The organism is Syntrophobacterales bacterium (genome assembly GCA_019429105.1).
Taxonomy (GTDB): Bacteria; Desulfobacterota; Syntrophia; order Syntrophales; family UBA5619; genus DYTH01.
The window spans coordinates 67,915-89,175 of sequence record JAHYJE010000002.1; the positions used below are offsets into that span (position 1 = coordinate 67,915).

Consider the following 21,261-nt stretch of genomic DNA (forward strand, 5'->3'; position numbering starts at 1 on the left):
ACGGCATGAATGAACTTAATGAAAAGATCTATGCAGGAAAGCGGCTCAGCGCAGAAGAGGCCCTGAACCTTTTTGACTGGGACATACTGGAGCTGGGCAGGGCGGCCGACTTCCGGACGCGGCTGGCTGTGCCCGGCGCTGAGGTCGGATTCATCATCGATCGGATTATAAATTTTACCAATGTCTGCGAAGCCGAATGCAGTTTTTGTGCTTTCCACGCCCGGGCCGGTCAAATAGAGCCTTATGAACTCACCAACGAAGTGATTCTGAGCAAAGTAGCAGAACTGGTTGAAAGCGGAGGCACGCAGGTGATGCTGCAGGGGGGGCTCAATCCCCGCTATGCACTGGATGACTTGACCGCGATGGTGCGGGCGATCAAAGACCGTTTCCCCGGGGTGACGCTCCACTCCTTCTCGCCGGCGGAGCTCGTGTACGCCGCCCGCCGTTCGGGATTTTCCGTTGCTCATGTTATAGAAGTCCTGAAGGAGGCGGGTCTTGATTCCGTTCCCGGCGCCTCCGACATCCTTGTGGAGCGGGTGCGCAAGCTGGTCAGTCCCCGGAAAATTTCTGTCGGGGAGTGGGTGGAGACAATGGAGTCCCTGCATCGGTGCGGCCTGAAATCAAGCGCGACGATGACCTACGGGTTGGGAGAAACCCGGGCGGAGCGGATCGCGCATCTAAGCGTCATCCGGGGTCTGCAGGATCGCACCGGCATGATTCGGGCTTTTATCCCCTGGTCCTTTTCCCCAGCCCAGACGCGGATGGAAAATGTTGCTGCGGCCACCGGAATGGACTACCTGCGGATCGTCGCCATTGCCCGTATTTTTCTCGACAATGTCCGCTATCTCCAGGCCGGCTGGCTGACCGAGGGGATGAAAATGGCGCAGCTCGCCCTGACGATGGGGGCAAACGACATGGGCGGGGTGCTTACCGAAGAGGTGGTGGTAGGGGCGACGGGGCTGAAAAACAAAACCAGCATGGACGAGATGATCGACATCATCAGGGATGCCGGACGGATTCCCATCCAGCGGGATTCGGATTACCGGCAGATCAGGTCATTTGCATGAGCGAAACAATAGAACTTGACATCGGTTTTTCACCCTGCCCGAACGATACGTTTATCTTCGATGCGCTTGTCAATAAGAGAATAGACGCAACTCCCTATCTCTTTCATCCCCGGATTGCGGACGTGGAGGAGCTCAATGAGAAGGCCTTTTCCGGCGGTTGGCAGGTTACAAAGCTGTCGTTTTATGCGTATCTGCTCCTGGGCGGGCGCTATCTGCTGCTGGATGCGGGGGCGGCCCTCGGCTATGGCTGCGGGCCGCTTTTGGTCGCCGGGACTTCTTTCAAGTCACTCGCAGGCGCCCGGATCGCCGTCCCCGGACGTTACACGACTGCTTATCTGCTCTTGCAGCTCTGGATGGGGGGCGCAAAGCAGGCGAAGGTCGAGTTTGCGAGATTTGACGAGATACTCCCCGGCATTGCCGCTGGCCGGTTTGACGCGGGACTGATCATTCATGAGGGGCGATTCGTCTATCAAAGGTACAACTGCTCCTCCCTGGTTGACCTGGGTAAGTGGTGGGAGCAGGAAACGGGGCTGCCGATTCCGCTGGGCTGCATAGCCATCCGCCGCGACATGGCTTCTAATCAGGAGGCCGTTTCCGCCCTCATTCGCGATTCGGTTCTTTATGCGCGGAAACACCCCGCCGCGGGACGGGATTTTATCAAGGAACACGCCCGGGAGCTGGACGATAAGGTAACGGCAGAGCACATCGCACTGTACGTCAATGATTTTACGCTGTCTCTCGGTTCCGCGGGCAAGGACGCCATATCCGTCCTGAAAGAGAGGGCAGAGCGTTGGAAACTCCTTTAACAGGGCTGGTAATGGCGACAATGACGGAGGCGGCGCCCCTGATCAGAGGGCTGGCGCTTGCCGAAATAGCCAGTTCGCCGTTTCGGATCTTCAAGGATTCAAGAATGGCGTTGGTCATATCCGGAATAGGCAAGGTCAATGCCGCGATGGCAGGCGCCTGGCTTATTCAGGGCTTTCGGCCTTATCTGATCTGCAATATCGGCGCCGCCGGGGCTCTTGACGAGAAAAGCGAATTGGGCGCGCTCTACCATATAAGTAAAATAATCGAGCCGGATCGGCCTGATCTCCGGACGGGGGTTTTTATGGAGCACGTTCCTGATGTTCTGGAAGGCTTTGCCATGGCATCGCTTGCCACTCAGGATCGGCCGCTACGGACGGCGGAAGAGAGAAAAGGGGTCGCTGGGCTTGCCGATCTCGTCGATATGGAGGGGGCCGCCCTTGTCCAGACCGCCCGCCGTTTTGGTCTGGGCTGCTTTATCTTCAAATTTGTTTCCGATACCCCGGAGCATGACCAAAGAAGCGCCATCATAAAAAACATCGAGCGACTCCGCGATGTCCAGTTGCGTTTTTTCGAGTATCTGGTCTTGCCTGCTCTGCCCAAGGCAGATAGCCCGGAGCGGCGGGAATGGGTCACAGTGGCTGCCAATAACAGCAGCAAGGTTTAGTCAGCGATGAAAATATTCTCCCAAGCCGTGGTTTATTCACGGATGATAAAATTTTCCCATACGATCTTCGCCCTGCCGTTTGCCCTTTCCGCGGTTGTCCTGGTGCAGGCGACAAGTCCGCTCGCTCTTAAAACCGTATTTTGGATTGTAATTGCGATGGCGGCCGCCCGGTCGGCCGCGATGGGGTTCAACCGCATCGCCGATGCCGAACTGGATGCAACGAATCCGCGCACCGCCATCCGGGAGATTCCCCGGGGCGCTATTTCCAAACGGGAGGCCGCCTTCTTTACCTTTTTTTCCAGCCTGGTTTTCATCATTGCTTCCGGGGCGCTATCCATTTTATGTTTCTGGCTTTCCTTCCCTGTGCTGGCGTTTGTTTTTGCCTATTCCTATACGAAAAGATTTACCTGGATTGCCCATCTGTTTCTGGGAGTTGCCATCGGAATTGCCCCGATGGCCGTCTGGGTGGCGGCGACCGGGAAAATGCCCGGGGCGATCTCGGTGCTGAGTCTGGCGCTTATGACCTACATCGCCGGTTTCGATATTCTTTACGCCTGCCAGGATGTTGAGTTTGATCACAAGCAGGGCCTTTATTCCATCCCGGTTTATTTCGGCGTCAGAAAGGCGATGATCATCTCGGGGCTGCTGCATGCGGCAAGCGTACTGTCGCTCGCGGGTCTCTACTGGCTGTTTCCGTTGAACCATATCTACCTTGTATTCGTTGCCGTTATCGGGATTCTTTTTATTGTAGAGCATCGGCTTGTCAATCCCGGCGACCTTTCCAAAATTGACATCGCCTTTTTCAATGTCAACAGCGTTATTTCGCTGCTCGTGCTGGCGGCGATTTTTCTGGGGACTGTATTATGAAGCAATAAGAATGCTCAATTTACCGGAGGGACGCGCTCCCTCATCAGGGTTTCATTGGGAAGTGGGTAAACGCGATGGGTTATAAAAATCTGGGCGAGTTCATCGCCCGACTTGAGCAAGAAGGGGAATTGCTGCGGATCAGGGATACGGTTTCTCCCCTTTTGGAGATAACGGAGATAACCGACCGGATGTCCAAATCCGCAGATGGCGGGAAGGCGCTTTTCTTTGAAAAGGTTGCAGGTTCAGCGTTTCCGGTTGTCACGAACGCCTTCGGCAGTTACCGAAGGATTGCCCTGGCCTTCGAATCAACCCCGCAGGAGCTTGCCGCAAGGCTGGCCGGGATCATCAAACAGGCGCCGCCGCAGTCAATCCTCGCAAAGATCGGGATGATCCCGAAAGCGCTGTCCTGGGCTAAATTCATCCCGAGGACAAAAAAGCTGAAGGCGCCGCCCTGTCAGGAGGTTGTCCTTACGGGGGATGAGATCGATCTGACGAAGCTGCCGATTCTTCAATGCTGGCCAAAGGATGGGGGGAGGTTCATTACGCTCCCGGTTGTCTTTACGAAGGGGCTGGGAGATGGCAGGCGGAATGTCGGGATGTACCGGATGCAGATGTATGATGGGAAAACAACCGGGATGCACTGGCATATCCACAAGGACGGATCGCACCAGTTTATTGAATACCAAAAGGCCGGCCGCCGGATGGAGGTTGCCGTCGCCATCGGCACGGATCCCGCTGTTACCTATGCGGCAACGGCGCCCCTGCCGCGAGGGGTGGATGAAATGATGATGGCCGGCTTCATCCGGCAAAGCCCGGTTGTCCTGGTCAAAGCGGTTACCGTAGATATCGACGTGCCGGCGGAGGCGGAGTTTATCCTCGAGGGCTATGTCGATCCTGCAGAAACAAGGCTCGAAGGGCCGTTCGGCGATCATACGGGCTACTACTCCGCTGCCGATCTCTACCCGGTATTTCATCTGACGGCGATCACCCGCCGGAAAAATCCCGTTTACAGCGCGACGGTGGTGGGACGTCCGCCCATGGAAGATTGCTACCTTGCCTATACGACGGAGCGCCTTTTTCTGCCGCTGCTCCAGACGGTCATGCCGGAAATAAAGGATTATCTGCTTCCCTGGGAGGGAGTTTTTCATAGCATTGCCGTTGTCGCCATCGAAAAGGAGTATCCGGGGCACGCCGCCAAGATCGCCTACGGCCTGTGGGGGAGCGGCCAGATGAGCTTTGCCAAGGCTCTAATCATCATTGACGATCAATCGCTTTTGGCAGACGGTCGGCGACTCTTTGAGCATATCCTCAATATAATAGATTTCTCTTCCGATGTTACCATTGCCAGCGGCATTCTCGATGTCCTCGACCACTCCGCGGTTAATCCTCTGCTGGGGGCGAAAATCGCGATCGATGCGACCGCCCGCATTGCCGGTGAAGGGGAGCGATTAAGGGAATGCCTTGATTCTTCATCAATTTCCCCTGAAGGCGACGCGGAGCTGCTGCGGCGGCTGCAAGAAAAAGAGGGCGGCTTTACCGGATTGAGGATATTCTTTCCCGGGTGTAAAAGACGGCTCATCGCGGCAACCATCGATAAGGAAAAAGGGCAATCCTCCCGCCCCTATCTCGCTCTGCTGGCCCGGGAGCTCCGGGGTGGGGAAATATTTGTCCTCTACGATGCCGCGATAGACCTCGCGGACGATTCGCTGCTGCTCTGGAAGGCGTTCAATAATGTCGATCCTGCGCGGGATATTGCGATTGCCGAAACGAATATCACTATCGACGCAACCCGAAAAGGTCCCGCCGACGGCCATAAACGGCCATGGCCGGATGATATCGCAATGACGCCGGAAATAAAAAGAAGGGTAGAGAAAATACTGCAAAAGACCACGACAGGGTTCTAATCGCCATGAATAAGAAATCTCTGACCGAAGCAGATATCCGCACCAAGTTCATCACGCCGGCGCTCGCAGGTGCGGACGGCAACAAGTGGAACGTGATGACCCAACTGCGCGAGGAGATCTATTTCACCAAAGGCCGTGTCATCGTGCGCGGCAAAACGGTTAAACGCGGCGAGGCCAAAAAGGCCGATTACATTCTGTTCTATAAACCCAACATTCCCATCGCCGTCATCGAGGCAAAGGACAATAACCACACCGTGGGTGCCGGCATGCAGCAGGCCCTGGAATATGCAGCGATTTTGGACGTTCCCTTTGCCTACAGTTCCAATGGCGATGCTTTTCTGGAGCACGACCGCACCTCCACCTGCGGCATTGTGGAAACGGAAATCCCCCTCGACCGGTTCCCCACCCCCGCTGAGCTCTGGGCGCGCTACAGCGCTGCCAAGGGTTACACGGCTACACAGGAGACAGTAACAACCCAGGACTACTACTACGACGGTTCCGGCAAGTCGCCGCGCTACTACCAACTCGTCGCCATCAACCGCACCGTGGATGCCATCGCCCGCGGCGAGAACCGCATCCTGCTGGTAATGGCCACCGGTACGGGCAAGACCTACACCGCTTTCCAGATCATCTGGCGGCTCTGGAAGTCCGGCGCCAGAAAGCGCATTCTCTTTCTCGTGGATCGCAATATCCTGGCCGATCAGACCAAGATCAACGATTTCAAACCCTTCGGCACGGCCATGACGAAGATCACCAACCGCACCGCCGATAAGGCCTTCGAGATCTACCTTTCGCTCTACCAAGCCGTTACGGGCACCGAGGAAGAGCAGAATATTTACAAGCAGTTCTCGCCGGACTTTTTCGACCTGATCGTCATCGACGAATGCCACCGCGGTAGCGCCGCCGCCGATGCCAACTGGCGCCAGATACTCGAATACTTCTCTTCCGCCACCCAGATCGGTATGACCGCTACCCCCAAGGAAACCAAAGACGTTTCCAACATCGAGTACTTCGGCGACCCGATCTACACCTACTCGCTCCGGCAGGGCATCGCCGACGGCTTCCTGGCGCCGTACAAAGTCGTGCGCATCGGCATCGACAAAGACCTGGAAGGATGGCGGCCCGAGAAGGGCAAGACCGACAAGTACGGCCAGGAGATAGAGGACCGGGAATACAACGATCTCGACTTTGACCGTAACCTCATCCTCGAGAAGCGGACCGAACTCGTCGCCGCCCGGATCACCGAATTCCTCAAGGCCACCGACCGATTCGCAAAAACCATCGTCTTTTGCGACAACATCGATCACGCCGAGCGCATGCGCCAGGCCCTGGTCAACGCCAACCCCGACCTCGCCGCGGCCAACAACAAATACATCATGCGCATCACCGGTGACAATGACGAGGGCAAGGCGCAGCTCGACAACTTCATTGATCCGGAGTCCACTTTTCCGGTCATCGCCACGACCTCGCAACTGATGTCCACGGGCGTGGATGCCCAAACCTGCCATCTGATCGTGCTCGACAAACGCATCAACTCCATGACGGAATTCAAGCAGATCATCGGCCGCGGCACCCGCATCAACGAGGATTATAACAAATTCTTCTTTACAATCATGGACTTCAAGCGGGCCACGGCGCTCTTTGCCGACCCGGATTTCGACGGCGATCCCGTGCAGATCTATGAGCCGGATGCAAAAGATTCGGTTGTTCCTCCGGACGACCAGCCCGAGACCGGCGCCGAATATCCTTCGGGCGGAATCTTGATCGATCCGCCCGAGACAGGAGAGCCTCGGAAGAAGTACTACGTCGACGACGTGGAAGTAACCATTGCCACCGAGCGCGTGCAATACCTCGACGCCGATGGCAAGCTCATTACCGAGTCGCTCCGGGACTATACCCGTAAGACCATCCGTAAGGCCTATACCTCACTGAGCGACTTTCTCACCGCATGGAACAGCGCGGAGCGCAAACAGGCCGTGATCGATGAGCTGGCCGGCCAAGGGGTTTTCCTCGACGAACTGGCCGAGCAGGTGGGACGCGACTATGACGCCTTCGATCTCGTCTGCCATGTCGCCTTCGACCAGCCGCCCTTGACCCGCCGTGAGCGAGCCGAGCGCGTGCAAAAACGCCATGTTTTCGCCCGGTACGGCGAGCAGGCGCGGGCCGTTCTTCAGGAGCTGCTGCAGAAGTACGCCGACAGTGGCATCAGGAGCGTGGAATCTCTCGATATCCTGAAAGTTGACCCGCTGACCACCTTCGGCACACCGGTGGAAATCATCAATCTCTTCGGTGGCAAGGAGAACTACCTGGCCGCCATTCAGGAACTGGAAACAGAACTTTACCTCAAGGCGGCCTGACCTATGCCCAATGTCTCCAATATTGTTAAAACCATTCAGGATATCATGCGCAAGGACGCCGGCACCTACGGCGACGCCCAGCGCCTGGAACAGCTCGGCTGGATGTTTTTCCTCAAAATCTTCGACGACCGCGAAAAGGAACTCGAACTCCTCCGAGATGCGTACCGGTCGCCGCTCCCCGCCGAACTGCGCTGGTCCACCTGGGCTGCCGATGACGAGGGCATCACGGGCGAGCCCCTGCTCGATTTCGTCAACAATACCCTCCTGTCTAAGCTGAAGGCCCTGACGGGCGGAACTGGGGACAAGCTCACCCCCCTCATTCGCACCACCTTCGAGGATGCCAACAACTACATGAAGAACGGCACCCTCATGCGGCAGGTCATAAATAAAATCAGTGGCATAGACTTCAATGCCTCCGACGACCGGCACATGTTCGGCGACATCTACGAAAAGCTGCTCAAGGACCTGCAATCCGCCGGCAATGCGGGCGAGTTCTACACGCCCCGGGCCGTCACCCAATTTATCGTCGAGCAGGTCAACCCGCGCCTGGATAAACACGAAATCATCCTCGATCCCGCCTGCGGCACCGGCGGCTTCCTTACCTGCGCCATTGAGTACCTGCGCAAGCAGGCCAAGACGGAAGCCGACGAACGCTTCATTCAGGACTGTTTCGCGGGCATCGAGAAAAAGCATCTGCCCCACGTGCTCTGCATGACCAACCTTCTGCTGCACGGCATCGACATCCCCTCCAATGTTCGCCACGACAACACCCTGGCCCGCCCCCTGCGCGACTGGTCGCCCAGGGAGCGCGTGGATGTCATCGTCACGAATCCGCCCTTCGGCGGCATGGAGGAAGACGGCATCGAGGCCAACTTTCCCGCGGAATTCCGCACCCGTGAGACAGCCGATCTTTTTCTGGTCCTGCTCATGAAGATCCTCAAGCCCGGCGGCCGCGCCGGTCTCGTTCTCCCCGACGGTACACTCTTCGGCGAAGGCGTGAAGACCCGCATCAAGGAAGAGTTGCTCCGCGAGTGCAACCTGCACACCATTGTCCGCCTGCCCAACGGTGTCTTCAATCCCTACACCGGCATCCGGACCAATCTTCTCTTCTTCACCAAGGGTCAGCCAACCACCGAAGTCTGGTACTACGAGCATCCCTATCCGCCCGGCGCCAAGTCCTACAACAAAGGGAAACCGATCCGCATCGAGGAGTTCGAGCCGGAGCGGGCTTGGTGGGGAGATGAAACGAATGGCTTCGCCGGGCGCGTGGAAAACGAGCAGGCCTGGCGCGTTTCCATCGACCAGATCAAGGCGGGCAACTACAACCTCGACCTCAAGAATCCGCACGTAAGCGACACCGGCCCCGGAGACCTGGATCACCTTCTACCCGAATACGAAAAACTCCTCGCCCAGATCGCCGCCACCCGCGCCGAATTGAAGGCGCAGTTGCAGGAGGCGTTGACACGAAGTATGAAGGCAGAAGGATGAAGGAAATAATCGCTTTCCCAATTTTTCAGAAGGCGTCTGACAAATCTTTGTCCGTCAAGATTCCCCAGAAGGCGTCTGGGCAATTACTGCTGACGCAAAAAGGTCAGAAGGCTACTGACCAATTCAGGAGGATTGTGCAGAACCCTTCTGCACAATTGGTGATTTCCGCAACGCCGTCGCGGAAATCACCCTTTGCCCTCGGTTGGCCCCTCTATGCCTTGCCCGATTGGGTGCGGGAGCAGGAAGCGGGCGTATGAAGCTGGAGACGTTCTTCGAGAAGTTCGAACAATTCGCCGAAGCGCCCAACGCGGTGGCGAAGATGCGGGAATTGGTGTTGCAACTTGCGGTTCAAGGAAAGTTGGTGGAGCAGAGCCCAAACGACGGTAGTGCAACAGATCTTATTGAACGTTCAATAAATGAGCGTAACCGTCTTGTTAAAGAAAAACGGATACGTAATTCCCAGTCAATAACACCGGTGAGTGAATTTAAAACCGCCGGATCACTTCCTAAAAGTTGGGCATGGACAACCCTTGCCGAGATTTCGTTGATCAACCCGCGCAATGACGTCGAGGATGATGCTTTAGCGACTTTCATTCCTATGCCCGGTATACCGCAAAACTACCGTGGACCGCTTGATGGGGAAATCCGGCGCTGGGGTGAGATAAAAAAATCATTCACACACTTTGCAGATGGTGACATAGCTCTCGCCAAAATCACACCATGTTTTCAGAACGGAAAATCAGCAGTTTTTCGTGGACTGAAGAACGGAATTGGCGCCGGTACTACAGAACTTCATGTCGCGCGTCCTGTCGGAGGACCAGTGCTTCCAGAATATGTCTGGATTTTCCTAAAATCACCCTTATTTATCGCTGAGGGAATTCCGGCCATGACAGGATCGGCGGGACAAAAAAGAGTCCCCACCGGTTATTTCGCGCTGAAGCCGTTCCCCCTCCCACCCCTCGCCGAGCAGAAGCGGATCGTGGCGAAGGTGGATGAATTGATGGCCTTGTGTGATCGACTGGAGACGCAGCAGCAGGAACGCGAAACCCGGCACGCCGCACTTGCCCGCGCCTCTCTCGCCCGCTTTGCCGACGCGCCCACACCAGAGAACCTCAACTCCCTCTTTCATCCGTCTTACGCCATCGCACCCGCCGACCTCCGCAAAACCATCCTCACCCTCGCCGTCCAAGGAAAACTCGTCCCCCCAATTTTGGATGAAAATACATCGTACGATGCATGGTCGTCCAATAACACAATTACTAAAAAAGTGATGAGTATTCCGGCTCTGCCGAATGGTTGGTCAAGTGCGCCGCTTGTCAGTATTACTGCGGAAATTGTTGATTGTCCTCATTCAACGCCGAAGTGGACCGAATATGGAAAAATTTGCATAAGGACCACTCAGTTTCGCCCTGGACGTCTTGATCTTTCGACTCCTCGGTATGTGAGCGAAGAAACTTACACCGAGAGAATTCAACGCCTGCGCCCTCAAGAGGACTATATTCTTTACAGCCGAGAGGGTGGAATACTTGGCGTAGCTTGTCGTGTCCCACCGAATGTAGAGCTATGCTTGGGCCAGAGGATGATGCTGATCAGATCTGGAGAAAAGATGATTCCCCCGTTTCTGGAATTGATTTTGAACTCCCCTTTCATAACGGATATCGCTCGCCGCGAGACAACCGGTGGGGCCGCACCCCGCGTAAATGTGGCCACAGTGAAGGCCTACCCAATTCCCATCCCACCCCTCGCCGAACAACACCAGATCGTTGCCAAAGTCGATCAATTGATGGCCTTGGTGGACCAGCTGGAAATGCAACTCATGGCCTCCCGCACTGCTGCCGTCAACCTCATGGAAGCCGTGGTTGCCGAACTGACTGTACAGAATTGATTTATGCCGAACTTTTCCCAGTCATCCTTTGATCACGGAGCCACCGGAGAGATTTATCCGTGGCCGATGGCAAGCGGCCCGACAATGAATAACCATTGACACCGAGCGACTACATTATTTTTCTTGATATCCCCCCGATTTTTCTGTATTGTCCTCCGCAAGAATCATCATGAAATCGTGAGTATTTAACCCTGTCTTGTTCTCACCCACTGTCGCCGCGCCCCTTGGGGGCTGAAGTTGATATCGAACCCGTGAAGGTGCACAGGGCATAAGCCCGGCGCTGACCGGCAACGGTTTCGACCCTTATTCTTTCATCTATGATCGAGTTTAAGATGCAAACTATCCTCCACCTCACGGACATACATTTTGGTTGGGAAGGCAAGGAACCATCAGGACATGCAGATCGTAAGCTTTGTTTGGATGGTATGCTTGCCGAATTGAAGAAACTTGAGCCCCCATGGAAACCGACAATCATATGCATCTCTGGAGATATTGCATGGCACGGCTATGAATCAGAATATGCAGAGGCGAGGAATTGGCTTGACGAGCTTCTTGAAGTCTGTGGTCTGACATACAAACAGATGATCGTTTGTGCTGGAAATCATGATGTCATACGTACCACGGCAGAAAAGCTTTCGCGTCCTGAATCGTCAAAAGATGCTGACAAAGTTCTGTCACCACCAATTGCCAAACATTTCGAAGAACCTTTCACACAATTCATTTCCTTCTGCAACCAGGTGGAGATGCCAATTATGAAGTTTGGCGAATCCGAATCCCGCTTGGTGGGGATGAGAACGATAAATAAGATTCGATTTATCGTACTAAACTCTTCATGGTTTTCTAAGGACGACTTTGACGAAGGAAAGCTTTGGATTGGATTGCCACATTTAAAATATATGGAGAGTCATAGCGACCTTCAACTTCTTGAAGATAAGCCTAGTGCTCCCCTGACAATCGCACTGTTTCATCATCCCGCAGAAATGCTGAATAAAGACGAGAGACACACCTCCGGCCTCCGCCAGAATACTTACGACTATTTCGCCCATCGCTCGCATATCATGCTGACTGGGCATACACACGATGCTGTAAGGCGTGCGGATCGTATAGCGGAAGGAGCTTTGAATTTTACCGGTGGATCGGCATACGCAGGTGCCGCACATTTTAACACAATTCGGTTGATTCAGATTGCTGGGGATAAGGTTATTGACCGCTCATTCGAGTTTGATCCGCGCTCGGTCGAAAACAAGTGGAGAGCACATGAAGCCTTTACTCAATATCTGGTAATCGAACGCGATCGTGAGCGGAATTTATTCCAGGTTGAAGCTGCATTCAGCACACAGGAGTATCGGAATTCGTTTCGTAATGACGCTGTAAGACATCTTGAAATAAAGTCTCGTCTATTAAGGCAAACTGGAATACTCCCCGCAATAGTCAGGCGACCGGTAGCAGTACGAATAAGCGTTCAGCGTAATCAATATGATAGGGCTGGCCGGCTCATCAGAGAAAAACACACAGAACATGAGATGCCATTTTACGACGCTGTTCGAGAATCCAGGCGTACATTGTTACTTGGGGACTTGGGAACTGGGAAAAGCACACTCGCCGCTCAATTGGTGACCGAAACAATAGACAGGTCCGCAAATGCTGTGGCAGTTTTTGTTCCGGTAAAGTCCCTCCGATGTTCAGGCCAATTTACGCCACGGGATTTGCTCAATTACATCGACGACTATGTTGCCAATGCAGTATGGCTAAAAACACCGAAATTCAACCTTAGCTCAATGCTCGATCGAGGAATTGAGGTGCTGCTCGTCCTTGATGGACTAGATGAGCTTGCTCGCGATGTCGCCGCTCGCTTGTTGAGGCACTCGGCTGCGCTCGTCGAGAATTGGCCGACAATTCAGGTGGTCAGTACCGCAAGGCCTGTCGAATTAGTCGGTGTATCTTACGCCGATTGGCGAATTGTGCATACCGTAGCGTTAGATGACACCTCAAAAAGTGACTTTATTCGAGAAGAGTTGATCGCCGAGGGTGTTCCAACAGAGCAATTGCATGAGAGGACATCGGTTTTGCTTAGATCTTTAAAGGACATGACCTCTCTCGATTCGATAGCAAACTCTCCGCTTTCGATCCGTCTGATATATCAACATTTGAAAAGTCTTTCCTCAGTTGCTCAATTAACGCTCGGTGACTTGCTATATGATCTCCTGATAGAGCGGCTAGATGGATGGCAAAAACGTGATGATAAGCCCTCTGCGTACTTACATTTCGATAAAATTTTCCCCACTCCTGAACAAAAAGGACTATTTTTATCAATTCTAGCAGAAAAAGCTGTAACAAAAAGACAAATAGGCCAGGAAGAAGCAAAAACATTGTTAGAGGAACGCGCAACTACTATTCCCGGAGCGAACAGCTATCAACTTGCGGAAGAAGCGATTTCGTTTTACGAATGGCTCGGTTTGCTCACAAAAGCCGAATCAATTGAATTCCCCCTCCAGCCTCTGGCGGAAGTATGCGCAGCGATGGGCTATCTTTCTCGATGGATCAACAGTCACGATAGTAAACCTCTTCCAGACCGTGAGGTTTGGCGGCCCATCTCATTTGTCGCTGCAATTGCAAAGCGGCGTGGTTTATTCCCCAAAATTCGAGAGCGACTGAACGCCTATATCGATGCTCTGATGAATGAACATGGCTATCTTCCTGCGGCATGTTACATCGTTGCTGAAGCCGCCGATACTGCTCTTGCGTCACATACAGTTTGTCAAATCGACGATCTTGGGTATCGCCCGTTGACCTTTTTCCAAAATGAGAGAAAGGCATCAGCTCGAAACATAGCAAAGACTCTCGCACTTGCAGGAGAAACTGGATTCGAGTGGTTCTTCAAGGACTATTTGGACCCGAGATATCCGATTCCAAATGCAGGGTCTGCGATAGTCAAGGAGGTGTTTGCAGAATGGGCTGCACTTGTGCGCGCAACACTGACTTCGGCGCAAAAGGAAAAACTTGCTAGGCTCGTCTCCCCTTACCAAGCCACGGGTGAGGGTAACTTCTTCGGAGTTCTAACCATACTGTCGGTGCTAGTGCCAGAAGCTTTTTTGCATGAAGATAGGTTCTGGTATCAGTCCCTTGCAATGGACGATGGACTGTTCACTGAATGGGTGAAGGAGCAGTTACTTTTGGCAAAGGGGGCGGAAGATTCAGCTAAGATTATTGATGCTCTATTATTGCAGCGGTCAAGCGAGAGCGCACGGGCTGCACGCCTATGGCTCGACTGGAACCCGAAGGTTGATCCGCCTTATTCTATTATCAGACAGGCTTTACGAACCACATCAAAACAAGAAGTGGTTGCCGATGAGGGAGAGATTCTCGCACAATGCCGCGAACGCCTAGGTGATAGATGGATGCGTTTCGCTAGGTGGGCGCTCGCCACGGAGGACGCAACAGTCGCTGCTGGTGCTGCCAAGGTCCTCTATGATGCCGGTGAGCGGCGCTTATCCGTCCTAGGTGGTGCTTTGATGAAGGCGATGCACGATGGCGGATATATTGCGTCGGCGGAAAAAATACTTTCGGCGCTGGTTTTACACGGAGGGGACAGTGGAGTTCACTGGCTAGCCTCCCGAATTTCCCATGCTGAGGAACCGCACGGAGCTCATTCCGGGTGGTGGCGTCTTTTACTCGAAAGAATCGAAACAATCGAGAATGGGCCGGAATTGCTGGCGCGCTGTACGCGTAGTCTGGGGCAATATATTCTTCCACGTCATCCAGAGGTGCGAGAAGGTTTTGTGCGAGTACTGAAGGGACCAAAAGGCAAAATCTTTCGCAATGCTTTACGAAACAGATTGAAGAGTCTCGATCCTTATGCGCGACGGGGTGCTGCTGCAATCCTAGTCTCTGCTGATCCACAAACCGAGGCTGAGGCTCTTTTTGTGTCCATTCGCTCGCGTGCGCAAAGTCATAGCTTTGATTGGCATGAATGGGAGAGCTTCTGTCTAACACTCGACTTTGGTCCCAGTGTACTCGCTTCCTTGAGAAGTAAACTGAACCTTCTTGAACCTCAGTCCCGGGCGTTAGCTCTCATTGTGCTTCAAAAAGGAGGGGTTGAACTGGATCATGCCTATCGTAAGGAATTGATGGCATCTCTTTTGTCTTTGGGTAATTGGCATTTATGTCGTGAACCCTCTGGGCAGGCTTTGATTGCTGCGGAAGCATCCTTCGAATTCTTGTTGGGACAGATTGATCAACCGAAGCTTGATTCGGCTAGTCGTGCTGCCGAACATCTTATGGAGTTTCACCGAGCACGATTAACTCCTATCAATGAAGCCAAGTGCATTGCTCTTCAACAGAGCACATCATTCAGTTGGCAATTAGTAAACAATATGAATAGGGTTGCAAGAGATCCAGAGTTCGGACGGCGTCTAATCGAAGTAGGCAGAGAAATCTGCGAAAAGGGAGGAACCCCACCGATCCTCGCCTTGGTAGCACAGGCAATCAGTGAAAAGGCTAAATGGAAGGATGTAGTGTGGTCATTGCTTTGCGACGACACACGAGTTGGGGGTATTAGTGAGGGCGAGAGTGGGGGTATGGCTTTATTGGAATTCGGTCTTATGGCTGAACAACGTAGAGCATCAATCGGACAGGCAGCCAAAGAATGTATGGCTGATCCAAGAGTCAAGCAAAACCGCTGGCACGATGTCTATCATTGGCTTGCTCTGTTATCAGATGAATTCGGCGGACTTGATGAGAATACCGTTCGTGATGCAATCCTACACGGTAGGCCAATCCATTATTCAGCAACAACAGCGTTGATTGGTAGACTTGGAGAGGTTCCTGAAGGCTTCTCATGCGATAGGAAGTATCGTCACCGCCCTGCAACTTCAATTGGTCAAGTTTCAAACGACAGAGATTCTGCAAAAGTAATTCTACAACTGAAAGACTGCGCACGCGATTCCAATGAAGTTCATCCTGCGCTACCAGCGATTCTTCAAGATTGCCTTTTCTTGGATGCCCTGGACGAACAATCTTTGTCATCTATTTCAACTGTAGGCAAGACCGGCATTCTAATCACCACAATCCTGCGATTCATTTACGGTCAACAACCCAAAATGGCGGAAACGGTTCCTTTGCTCGATGTATGGAGTAAAATTTGGTCAGACAGAGATAGCAATAAGCCCCATTTGAGGGAACTGACGCGGATGTGGGCAATCCTCAGAGAGTCTGCTATATTTGACGACCCGGATTCTGGACAGGCCTATTTGGCTGCATTGGATGCATCTCTTCTTAACACTGATTTATGGAAACTGCCGATAGCTTGGGATATTCTCGAAATTCGAGGCTCGCTTATAGATGCACAGATACCGCTGCTGTTTGCTGATTATGCAAAACATCGGACTTTCCTACATGAAGTGTTGTTCTTTCATCTTTGTAAATGGCTTTCTGGCGACTTAATCGATAGTACAAAGGAGGTAGCAGTCAAATCTGCCGAGAATGCGATCTTAGTTCTAAACGAAACACCATGGTTCCCCAATAAGGGCGAAGTGCCGAATACCTGGGCAGAACTTCTTTTTCCTTCTGTTTTGTGGGCACACAGTGGGAAGAGCTCAGAATCATCTGAAGCTGTCTTTCTGCGAGGAATACGTTCGATTTTCGAGAAACTCCTAAGTCCACATGATGTTGCCAGGACGGACCTGTCAAAGTTGTTGTCGATGTTGGACCCCATGCTTGCGAAGGTTCCGCCCGAAATCTTGCGCCAAGTTCTGCAGCGGGGTGCCGAGTCACTGGAACCGTCAATAAGTGCGTTTTGCCGATTGATTGGAGCTTTCAGTAAACTTTCGCCAGAGTAGTATTTAGCAGAAAACGCCGTTTGCAGACGGTGGCAGAGCCGTTCAAAAGAAAGCTTCATTCGATGTACGAAATGAGGGAACCGGCGGGCTCCCTCTTTTGCAGATCGCGGATCTTGACTGGAAACAGAGGCTGTTCCGAAGGGGAGGCAATCAATATTCCTTCGTCAATTTGTCGAGCTCGGCCAGCGAGAAAACCGGGCCGTCCTTGCAGACGTATTTTTCCCCACATTGCAGCGGCCGCATTTCCCGATCCCGCACTTCATCCGCATCTCCAGCGAGGTGATGATGTTCTCCGAATTTGCCGGCATGAACGATTTCTATGCGGTCCTTACTTCGTAGTTATTCCGAAAGCCGGTCAGGATAAGCGAAAGGATTGAGTTGCATTTATCATTGAAAAATCAAATACAACGCTTTATTTTTCAACATAGGTCGTTGATTGCGTATGCCGAAAACTGGACAAGGAAGATGGGGGCCTCTATTTCTGGCACACCCACGCCGGCGCGGAACTGGTCCATTAGGTCGCCTTAAATCACGTTGACATGAAACAAAGATTCTCCTATTGTATCCCCGTAATAATGCAGGCAAGCAATTATGGGAAAGCAAGAAATAATTAAAATCATCAGGAACAAAAAGACCGAAATGGAATCCCGCTACGGAGTCCAGCGGCTCGGCTTGTTTGGCTCCTATGTTAGGGGGAGGCAGAGAAAGAAGAGTGATATCGATATACTCGTTACCTTCAACCGAGATATCGACCTCTTCGATTTTTTAGACCTGCGCACATACCTCGAAAGCCAGCTCCAGGCCAAGGTTGATCTGGTCATGGAAACCGCTCTCAAGCCAGCCATAGGCAAACGTATTCTATCCGAGGTAGAATATGTCTAAAGGGTGGGAAATATCAGACTACCTTGATGATATTATAACTGCTATTACCGATACCGCCGAGTTTACCCAAGGCATGTCCTGCGAAATATTTGCGGCGGATAAGAAGACGGTCAATGCGGTGATCAGGTGTCTCGAAATTATCGGCGAAGCAACGAAGCACATTCCAATATCCTTTAGAAAGAAACACCCCGATCTTCCTTGGAGTAACATGGCAGGCATGCGTGACGTGCTCATCCACGATTACATGGGGGTCGACCTGAAAACCGTCTGGAAGGTTGCTCAGGAGCGTTTACCGGAATTGAAGCCCTTGCTCGTAGGACTGAAAACGGACTTGTAGAAAGAGAGAATGGGAATTCAAAAGTAAGCATTATTGGATGAAGAAAAAGAGGGAACCGGCAGGCTCCCTCTTTTCGTTTTGATGAATACAGGGACACTCCCCGTATTATTTTGGTTTCCGATAAATCTCGTATGTTTGTTTTAGATTGTAGGGTAAAATCTTGACTATTCATACTCGATGACAGCCGCTATCGCAGCGACGATCTCATCCATCGTGGATGCTGAGATTTGACCGAGCTTACGGATGAACCTTTCCGTTGCCACGCCGCGCACTTGCAGGGCGTCAACGGCAGAGGTCTTTGATAAGCCGTTTGTTTTGTCGGGATCTATCCGGATGTGCCAGAGATTCCGTGAGTAACGATCTTTCCAGTCCGTTGCCGGTGCAATCATTTTGATCGGCAATATGCCGATGGCGTCGGAACTCACCACCACAGCCGGCCGGGTCTTCGTCATCTCCGCGCCTTTGGTTGGATCAAAGTTGACCAACCAGACGTCGCCACGCCTAATAGTCAACGATGTCGTCCCCCTCCAAATCTTTCCATGACGCATCCTTTTCGTAATGAGCCGCAATTTCTTTGGCTTGCCGGGCCATGATCTTCCGCCTATCAAGCAGAGGGAGCTTCATAAACGCACGGCGTTCGACAAGCGACACGGGTTCTTTCATCTTCATCGATTCGCCCAGCATCTTCATTCCATCCTCCTCGGTAAGCAACCCTTCCGCCACACCGCGCAACACGCTTTTTCTCAGCCACATCGGCTGTTCCGACGGCAGCGGCGAGGGTTCCTGCTTTTTCCAGTGGAGACGATTGATGTCCATGAACCATTGCCGGTAGTGGGAGTCCGAGATGATTCCAAGGTCATGCAGCCGGTAAATCAAAGCCTGCAGGCTCATGCCAAAGCGTTGTTTCAAAAGGAGCAACTCCGCCGCCGGAATAAACGCTCTCTTTCTGCCAACTTCTCTGTAGAGTGTTTCGTCCGGGGCGAGAAACGCCCCGGCAAAGCGGAAGGCTGCCTTTTCCTCGTTAATCGGTTCCGGAACATCCAAGACGAGATGGGCCAACTCATGAGACAGGTTGAGCCGCTGTCGTTCCCCTGGAAGCGACCTGCGGGAGGCAACCGCAGCTGCGGACAAGTTCTGCTCGGCATCATAAGCGACAGCCGACACCCCGTCAAACCGCTCGTTAGCCTCGATCTCTGCGACAAAAACGGAATGATCTTCGAGGGTCCCCGTCACGCTGGCTATGGGTTCAAGTCCCGCGCCCCAGACGTTCCGGAGTTCCTTGGCAAACGCTTCCGTATCGCCGATCGCTTTTACGTGAAAGCCCTTGATGGGCAAGGTCATCTTTGCCGGTTCATGCAGGAGATCCCGTAGGCGGATCCGTTCTTCCAAGAGCCCGTACACGAGGGCTTCGACCCGTGTCTGTTCATGTTTTGTTAGCCCCGACCCTTTCCGGTAGGCGATGAAACTGCACGAGATAGTCGGTTCCGTCCACAAGGATACCGCCTTGACACCGAGGACAGACGCCAGCTTATTCAGGACAACCGGAGAAGGCTTTGCCATTCCTCTTTCATATTTTGAAAGCGCCTGCTTGGTAACAAAACCACCCAACTGGGCTGCCAGTCCATCCAGTGACAGGCCATTGACCAAGCGCAACTGTTTGAGTCTTTTTTCTATCATATGTTCACCAATGTTTATTGGTTTACAATATCACCATAAAACGATTAAATTGTCAACCAGTATTTCACCATGGCGACTTCAACATGTTCCTTTGGTCAACGGCGGATAACGGCATAAAGTCTATGACTGGACCGCGGTTGCGTGAAGCCGTAATCCAAGCGCCCGCACGACTTTAAGTACTGTAGCGAACTCCGGATTGCCTTCGGGTGATAACGCCTTGTAAAGGCTCTCGCGTCCGAGACCTGTTTCGCGAGCGATTTGCGTTATTCCCTTTGCCCGTGCGATATCTCCCATAGCTGCCGCCACCAGCGCGGGATCGCCTTGTTCGAGTGCGGCTTCCAGATAAGCGGCCATATCCTCTGCGGTTTCCAAATGTTCTGCAGCATCCCAAGGGCGGGTTTTAGTCTTTGTCATGATAGTCTCCTATAATTCTTGCGCCAGTTTCAGCGCTTTCTTGATGTCCCGGTCTTGAGTGCGTTTATCGCCGCCGACAAGCAAAACCACCAACGTCTGGCCGCGCTGTACGAAATACACTCGGTAGCCGGGACCAAAATCTATTCGCAGTTCCGAGACGCCCCCGCCAATCGGCTTCACGTCGCCAAAGTTGCCGAGCGACAGACGGCGGATACGGGCATTGATGCGCGCCCGTGCCTGTCGATCGCGCAAGCTGTCGAACCACTGAAAATATGCCTCGGTTTGTCGGATTTCGATCATGGACGAATTGTATCTTTTGGGATACATAAAAGCAAGAGGAATCTTCAAGGGGAGAAAAGGGGACGGATTTATTATTGTCAATAAACAAATCTGTTCCCTTTCCATTGTATCCGGCCAGCGATAGTAAGCGGGCGCAGCGGTCTCTTGCTACCAGTTTTCGCCCAGCAGTTCGAATTGCTCCTGGAGGTGGGCGCAGGCGGGGCATTGAAGGGGCGCTTCCTCTCCGGTGTGCAGGTAGCCGCAGTTCCGGCAGCGCCAGACTACGGGCCGGTCGCGTTTGAAAACCCTGTCCGCCTTGATGTTGGCGGCCAGCTCTCGATATCTCTTTTCGTGCTGCTTCTCCGAGACGCAGATCGCCTCCCAGGTCTCGGCGGCGCGGTCAAACCCTTCGGCGCGGGCGATTTGGGCAAAACCTGGATACAATTCGGCATGCTCAAAATGTTCCCCCTCGGCCGCGGCAAGCAGGTTTTCATAGGTTGTTTTAACGACGCCAGTGGGAAAACTGCCGCTAATCTCCATCTCCCCCCCATTGAAGAATTTGAAGAACCTAAAGGCGTGTTCGCATTCCTGATTAGCTGTTTCTTCAAAGATATCAGCTATCTGTATATAGCCATCCAGCCGCGCCGCCCGGGCGAAGTAGGTATAGCGGTTTCTGGCCTGCGACTCGCCGGCAAAGGCAAGAAGCAGATTCTTTGCTGTTTTACTTTCCCTGAATTTTGCCATGTCGCATTTTCCTCCTGAAAACCTTTGAAAAACAAGCCCTTAAACACTAATC

General features: G+C 52.9%; 18 protein-coding genes. 12 read left to right on the top strand and 6 right to left on the bottom strand.

The features are described from left to right. Nucleotides 1-5 precede the first annotated feature (5 nt). The 10 genes from K0B01_01145 to K0B01_01190 all read left to right on the top strand — a co-directional run bounded on the left by K0B01_01145 (nt 6) and on the right by K0B01_01190 (nt 16,876). Nucleotides 6-1,067, top strand: coding sequence for a CofH family radical SAM protein (locus K0B01_01145; protein MBW6484742.1), 1,062 nt, complete (start codon nt 6-8; stop codon nt 1,065-1,067). Then, the gene (locus K0B01_01150) at nt 1,064-1,873 is read left to right on the top strand and encodes a 1,4-dihydroxy-6-naphthoate synthase (protein ID MBW6484743.1); all 810 of its coding nucleotides are present in this window, start codon (nt 1,064-1,066) and stop codon (nt 1,871-1,873) included. Before K0B01_01145 ends, K0B01_01150 begins: the two co-directional genes overlap by 4 nt. Further along, entirely contained in the window at nt 1,858-2,538 is a 681-nt protein-coding gene (locus K0B01_01155; protein ID MBW6484744.1) for a hypothetical protein, read from the top strand. Before K0B01_01150 ends, K0B01_01155 begins: the two co-directional genes overlap by 16 nt. A 6-nt stretch (nt 2,539-2,544) precedes the next feature. Next, nucleotides 2,545-3,405: a putative 4-hydroxybenzoate polyprenyltransferase gene (ubiA, locus tag K0B01_01160; protein MBW6484745.1), complete on the top strand. Its 861-nt coding sequence runs from the start codon at nt 2,545-2,547 to the stop codon at nt 3,403-3,405. 74 nt (nt 3,406-3,479) lie between these two features. Then, nucleotides 3,480-5,309: a menaquinone biosynthesis decarboxylase gene (locus K0B01_01165; GenBank protein MBW6484746.1), complete on the top strand. Its 1,830-nt coding sequence runs from the start codon at nt 3,480-3,482 to the stop codon at nt 5,307-5,309. A gap of 5 nt (nt 5,310-5,314) precedes the next feature. Next, nucleotides 5,315-7,666, top strand: a complete 2,352-nt coding sequence (locus K0B01_01170) for a DEAD/DEAH box helicase family protein (protein ID MBW6484747.1) — start codon at nt 5,315-5,317, stop codon at nt 7,664-7,666. Between the two features lie 3 nt (nt 7,667-7,669). Beyond that, nucleotides 7,670-9,154: a type I restriction-modification system subunit M gene (locus tag K0B01_01175; GenBank protein MBW6484748.1), complete on the top strand. Its 1,485-nt coding sequence runs from the start codon at nt 7,670-7,672 to the stop codon at nt 9,152-9,154. Beyond that, a complete protein-coding gene (locus K0B01_01180) occupies nt 9,151-9,411 on the top strand; it encodes a hypothetical protein (GenBank protein MBW6484749.1) in 261 nt (86 codons plus the stop codon). The genes K0B01_01175 and K0B01_01180 overlap by 4 nt, the downstream gene beginning before the upstream one ends. After that, entirely contained in the window at nt 9,408-11,039 is a 1,632-nt protein-coding gene (locus K0B01_01185) for a restriction endonuclease subunit S (GenBank protein ID MBW6484750.1), read from the top strand. The genes K0B01_01180 and K0B01_01185 overlap by 4 nt, the downstream gene beginning before the upstream one ends. Nucleotides 11,040-11,371: 332 nt before the next feature. Beyond that, nucleotides 11,372-16,876, top strand: coding sequence for a metallophosphoesterase (locus K0B01_01190; protein ID MBW6484751.1), 5,505 nt, complete (start codon nt 11,372-11,374; stop codon nt 16,874-16,876). A gap of 164 nt (nt 16,877-17,040) precedes the next feature. Here the strand turns inward: K0B01_01190 and K0B01_01195 are convergent, their stop codons facing one another. Next, the gene (locus tag K0B01_01195; protein MBW6484752.1) at nt 17,041-17,184 is read right to left on the bottom strand and encodes a hypothetical protein; all 144 of its coding nucleotides are present in this window, start codon (nt 17,182-17,184) and stop codon (nt 17,041-17,043) included. A 283-nt stretch (nt 17,185-17,467) separates the two neighbouring features. Between K0B01_01195 and K0B01_01200 the strand changes: the two genes are divergently transcribed. Then, complete coding sequence (locus tag K0B01_01200; protein ID MBW6484753.1) at nt 17,468-17,758, top strand: nucleotidyltransferase family protein; 291 nt, start codon at nt 17,468-17,470, stop codon at nt 17,756-17,758. Further along, the gene (locus K0B01_01205) at nt 17,751-18,095 is read left to right on the top strand and encodes a DUF86 domain-containing protein (protein ID MBW6484754.1); all 345 of its coding nucleotides are present in this window, start codon (nt 17,751-17,753) and stop codon (nt 18,093-18,095) included. Before K0B01_01200 ends, K0B01_01205 begins: the two co-directional genes overlap by 8 nt. Before the next feature lie 164 nt (nt 18,096-18,259). Here the strand turns inward: K0B01_01205 and K0B01_01210 are convergent, their stop codons facing one another. The 5 genes from K0B01_01210 to K0B01_01230 all read right to left on the bottom strand — a co-directional run bounded on the left by K0B01_01210 (nt 18,260) and on the right by K0B01_01230 (nt 21,209). Then, a complete protein-coding gene (locus tag K0B01_01210; GenBank protein ID MBW6484755.1) occupies nt 18,260-18,607 on the bottom strand; it encodes a type II toxin-antitoxin system PemK/MazF family toxin in 348 nt (115 codons plus the stop codon). Continuing rightward, the gene (locus K0B01_01215; protein ID MBW6484756.1) at nt 18,597-19,772 is read right to left on the bottom strand and encodes an XRE family transcriptional regulator; all 1,176 of its coding nucleotides are present in this window, start codon (nt 19,770-19,772) and stop codon (nt 18,597-18,599) included. The genes K0B01_01210 and K0B01_01215 overlap by 11 nt, the downstream gene beginning before the upstream one ends. Nucleotides 19,773-19,892: 120 nt before the next feature. Continuing rightward, complete coding sequence (locus tag K0B01_01220; GenBank protein MBW6484757.1) at nt 19,893-20,186, bottom strand: putative addiction module antidote protein; 294 nt, start codon at nt 20,184-20,186, stop codon at nt 19,893-19,895. Between the two features lie 9 nt (nt 20,187-20,195). After that, nucleotides 20,196-20,486 carry a type II toxin-antitoxin system RelE/ParE family toxin gene (locus K0B01_01225; GenBank protein MBW6484758.1) on the bottom strand — a complete coding sequence of 97 codons (291 nt, stop codon included), beginning with the start codon at nt 20,484-20,486 and terminating at the stop codon, nt 20,196-20,198. A 147-nt stretch (nt 20,487-20,633) separates the two neighbouring features. Further along, nucleotides 20,634-21,209, bottom strand: coding sequence for a rubrerythrin family protein (locus K0B01_01230; GenBank protein ID MBW6484759.1), 576 nt, complete (start codon nt 21,207-21,209; stop codon nt 20,634-20,636). Nucleotides 21,210-21,261: the final 52 nt, after the last annotated feature.